Below are 3,195 nucleotides of genomic sequence, written 5' to 3'. Positions count from 1 at the left end.
GGCCGTGCGCGTTTTCACACGCTCGTCCCCGCCCCCTTCTGGGGTCGCTCCCCCTCCAATTATCCCTGCGGGAAGGCGAAACTCTGCGCGGGCGGCGCGCTCGGACGATTGAGTCGGCCGACGACCGGCGGCGGTGAACGCCGTCTCGCGCAGCGCATCGCGAAATCGCGAAGCTGCGGTGTCGCCCTATCTCGCCCGTCTCCGCTGCTGGTTTCCCGGTGTCCACCGCTGTGGGCGTGGCGGATCCGGCTAGACCGATCACGGCGAAGTCAGTTATTCTATCTCATGGACGAGAAGATCGCGTACCTACAGATGATCCAATCCGTGATCACGCGGATGGCTACGAATTCGTTTCTGATCAAGGGGTGGAGCATTACCGTGGTCGCCGCCTTGGGCGCCTTGGCGGCCGCTGGAAAGAGCGAACTCTTCGTCTACTTGGCGTGCTTTCCGACAGCCATGTTCTGGGCGTTGGATGCGTACTTTCTGCGCCAGGAAAGGCTGTTCCGGAAGCTGTGGGATCGCGCCCGCAAGCCCGACGCCGCGATCGACTTTTCAATGGACACCAGACCGTTCAACGACGAGATAGACAGCACCGGGCAGGTCGCTTGGTCGCTCACGCTGAGGCTTTTTCACGGGACCATCGCGGTCATGATCGTGGTCGTAATCCTCGTCATGCTCGCTGGCCAGCACCTGTGGTAGGAGGTCAACTCGTTCCGTGGCACTCAAGCGCGCATTCTTCAGCTTCGACTTCGACGAAGATCAGAACCTCAAGCATCATATGGTCGGGCAGATGAGGCTGCCCACTTCGCCCTTCAGCGGGGCCGACTGGTCGATGAAGGAGGCCGCACCGCAGAGGCACTGGGAACGCGAAGCGGAAGCGAGGATCAAGCGGAGCGACGTGGTGGTCGTCCTAATAGGCCCCAAGACCCACAGGGCACCCGGCGTCCTCAAGGAAGTCGCAATCGCCCGCCGCTTGGGTAAGCCCGTCGTTCAAATCATAGGCTACAGGAACAGTAACCCGACGCGGGTTCCGAATGCGGGTCGGCTCTTGCGATGGACCTGGGACAACATGACGTCGGTTCTGGACTAGGACGGAGGAACGATGGCCCGTCGCTGCTTCTTCAGTTTTCATTACGAGCCGGACAACTCGCGCGCCGCCCAAGTCCGGAACATGGGTATGGTTGACGGCAACCGCCCGGTCTCGGACAACGATTGGGAGGACGTCACGCGAGGCGGAGACCGGGCGATCCAGAACTGGATCGGAAACCAACTTTACGGTCGCTCGTGTACCGTAGTCTTGGTGGGAACCAACACCGCCAAACGGAAGTGGACTCGACTATGAGGTCATCGAATCTTGGAACCGTGGGATGGGCGTGGTAGGGATCCACATCCACGGCCTGAGGAACCTCAACGGCCGTATCTCGAGAAAGGGGCTCGATCCGTTCGCCCACATCGCCTACGGCAACAGCAACGCCAAGCTCTCCTCGATCGTGCGGTGCTACAACCCTCAAGGGACCAACAGCAAGGCTCGGTACGCGTGGATCAAGCAGTACTTGGCGGATGCTGTCGAGGAAGCTATCCAGATCCGGCACAAGCACTGATGGAGGGCATCCTCGGAGTCGTGAATTCCCGCCACGGCGTCGTCGTGGACTAACGGGGACCGGGCTGCTCGATCACCGATGGGCGCTCAGGGATTTTGAGCAACGATCAAGGAGCTCCGAGGACGCGAGCCACCATCGGCCCGACTGGTCAGAGATCCGTCTTTCCCGACCCCCGATGGCCTTCCCGCAAGGGACTGCTGGACCGGGAGCGACCCCCGAGGGAGGGTTGGGATGACGTGTACATCCCAACCCTCCCCGATGCCCGCACTGGGCATCGAAAGTGGGGGGTCGCTCCCAGCCACGGCCTGAAGGCCCGGTTCGGCATCGACGAATCGGGCGGCCGTGGCCCAACTGTCATGCCGTCAGCGACTTGCGGCGTCATCCGCGTGTCACGTCCGAGGGCGGATTTCGTGTCCGGCGGCCCCCGAAGTGAAATACACATATCCCGTTCGGCATCGGGGCGTGCCGGAATCCCCATCAGAACCCCCTCCCCAAGAGCCGCTCCGTCTCCCATGCTTCCACCCGGTGCAACAGCCCCCGGCCGGACTGCTGGCGAGCCCGATTCCTGAGCTCGGCCAGCCGCACGAGTCCGCCCCGGATGTTGCCGTACGCCTCTTGGACCGGGCTCTTGTCCGCGCTGCGGAGGACATCCTCGATCCATTCGATCTCTCGGCCGATCTCCGGGTCGTAGTCGGACGAGCGCATGCCCCTCGCCCAGTTGCCGAGCACGGTGTCCGCGCGGCTCGCCTCTTCCCAGCCTCGCGTGACGGCAACGACCTCGATCTTGCATCCGCGACGCCACAGCATCCCCCACAGCGCCCGGTGCGCCGCGCCCCAGGCGCGCAGCGAGGTTGCGGTCTCGTGGCCGGGATCGACGTACACGAAGACCGCGCGCCCGGCGTCCAGCGCGAGCGGCAGCCGGAGGTGGAAGTGGCGCCGGAGGTTCCCGGCGGCGCCCCGATAGCTCCGCTGGGGAAGGACCCGGAGCTCGATCCCGAGCGCCTCGAATGCGGCGACCTTCTCGGCCTCGGTCGCCAGCCACGGCAGGCGGGGATGCTCAAGGACGTAGTCGAGCGCCAGCAGCCGACGCATCAGCATCTCATAAGAGGTGATCCGGCGACGCCGAAAGAACTCTTCGGCTCCGAGCGCCCGGTAGACCCTGCGGGCGTGGATCCGGCACACGCGGCCAATGCCGTGGATGCCGGCCGCCGGAACCTCCTCGACGGCCAGGCCCTGCGCGACGAGCGCGAGGACGGCGCGCCGCACCTTCTCCGGGTGGCAACCCAGGAAGCTCGTCCACTGCAAGCGGGTGAAGACGCCGCCGTGCAGGCAGGCAAGCGCGATCCACTCGGCCCGGCGTCCGGTCCAGCCGAAGGCCTCCAGCGCCTTCTCGCGTCCCTTGAGATGGGCGATCAGCGCAGTCTCCCTTGGTCGAAGGAATGGCCGTGCAAATGTAAGCTCCTGCCTCGCCGTCGCGTTCCCGGAGTGTCGGCCTATCGGGTGTGCCGGCACTGGTCAAGACGCACCCTCCGGGCGAAGTTTCGTTCGCGCAGATCGTGCAGTCCATCGAGAGAGGAATCGAACGATGGCACGC

The 3,195-nt window shown here is 64.6% G+C and carries 3 protein-coding genes and 1 pseudogene; 3 read left to right on the top strand and 1 reads right to left on the bottom strand.

Going from position 1 to position 3,195, the window contains the following annotated elements:
- The 3 genes and pseudogenes from OXU32_06300 to OXU32_06290 form a co-directional block, all read left to right on the top strand.
- Window positions 1-699, top strand: a 699-nt coding sequence (locus OXU32_06300; GenBank protein MDE0073575.1) for a hypothetical protein, incomplete at its 5' end; no start/stop codon positions are given.
- Between the two features lie 16 nt (window positions 700-715).
- Entirely contained in the window at window positions 716-1,090 is a 375-nt protein-coding gene (locus tag OXU32_06295; protein MDE0073574.1) for a TIR domain-containing protein, read from the top strand.
- A 12-nt stretch (window positions 1,091-1,102) separates the two neighbouring features.
- Window positions 1,103-1,601 (top strand): annotated as a pseudogene (locus OXU32_06290) (TIR domain-containing protein).
- A 477-nt stretch (window positions 1,602-2,078) separates the two neighbouring features.
- Here the strand turns inward: OXU32_06290 and OXU32_06285 are convergent.
- Window positions 2,079-3,113: a hypothetical protein gene (locus OXU32_06285; protein MDE0073573.1), complete on the bottom strand. Its 1,035-nt coding sequence runs from the start codon at window positions 3,111-3,113 to the stop codon at window positions 2,079-2,081.
- Window positions 3,114-3,195 lie beyond the last annotated feature (82 nt).

This window comes from Gammaproteobacteria bacterium (assembly GCA_028819075.1).
In the GTDB taxonomy this organism is placed as follows: Bacteria; Gemmatimonadota; Gemmatimonadetes; order Longimicrobiales; family Gaopeijiaceae; genus BD2-11.
Note: the sequence above shows the minus strand (reverse complement) of the source record. Positions and strands in the feature narration are given on the sequence as shown.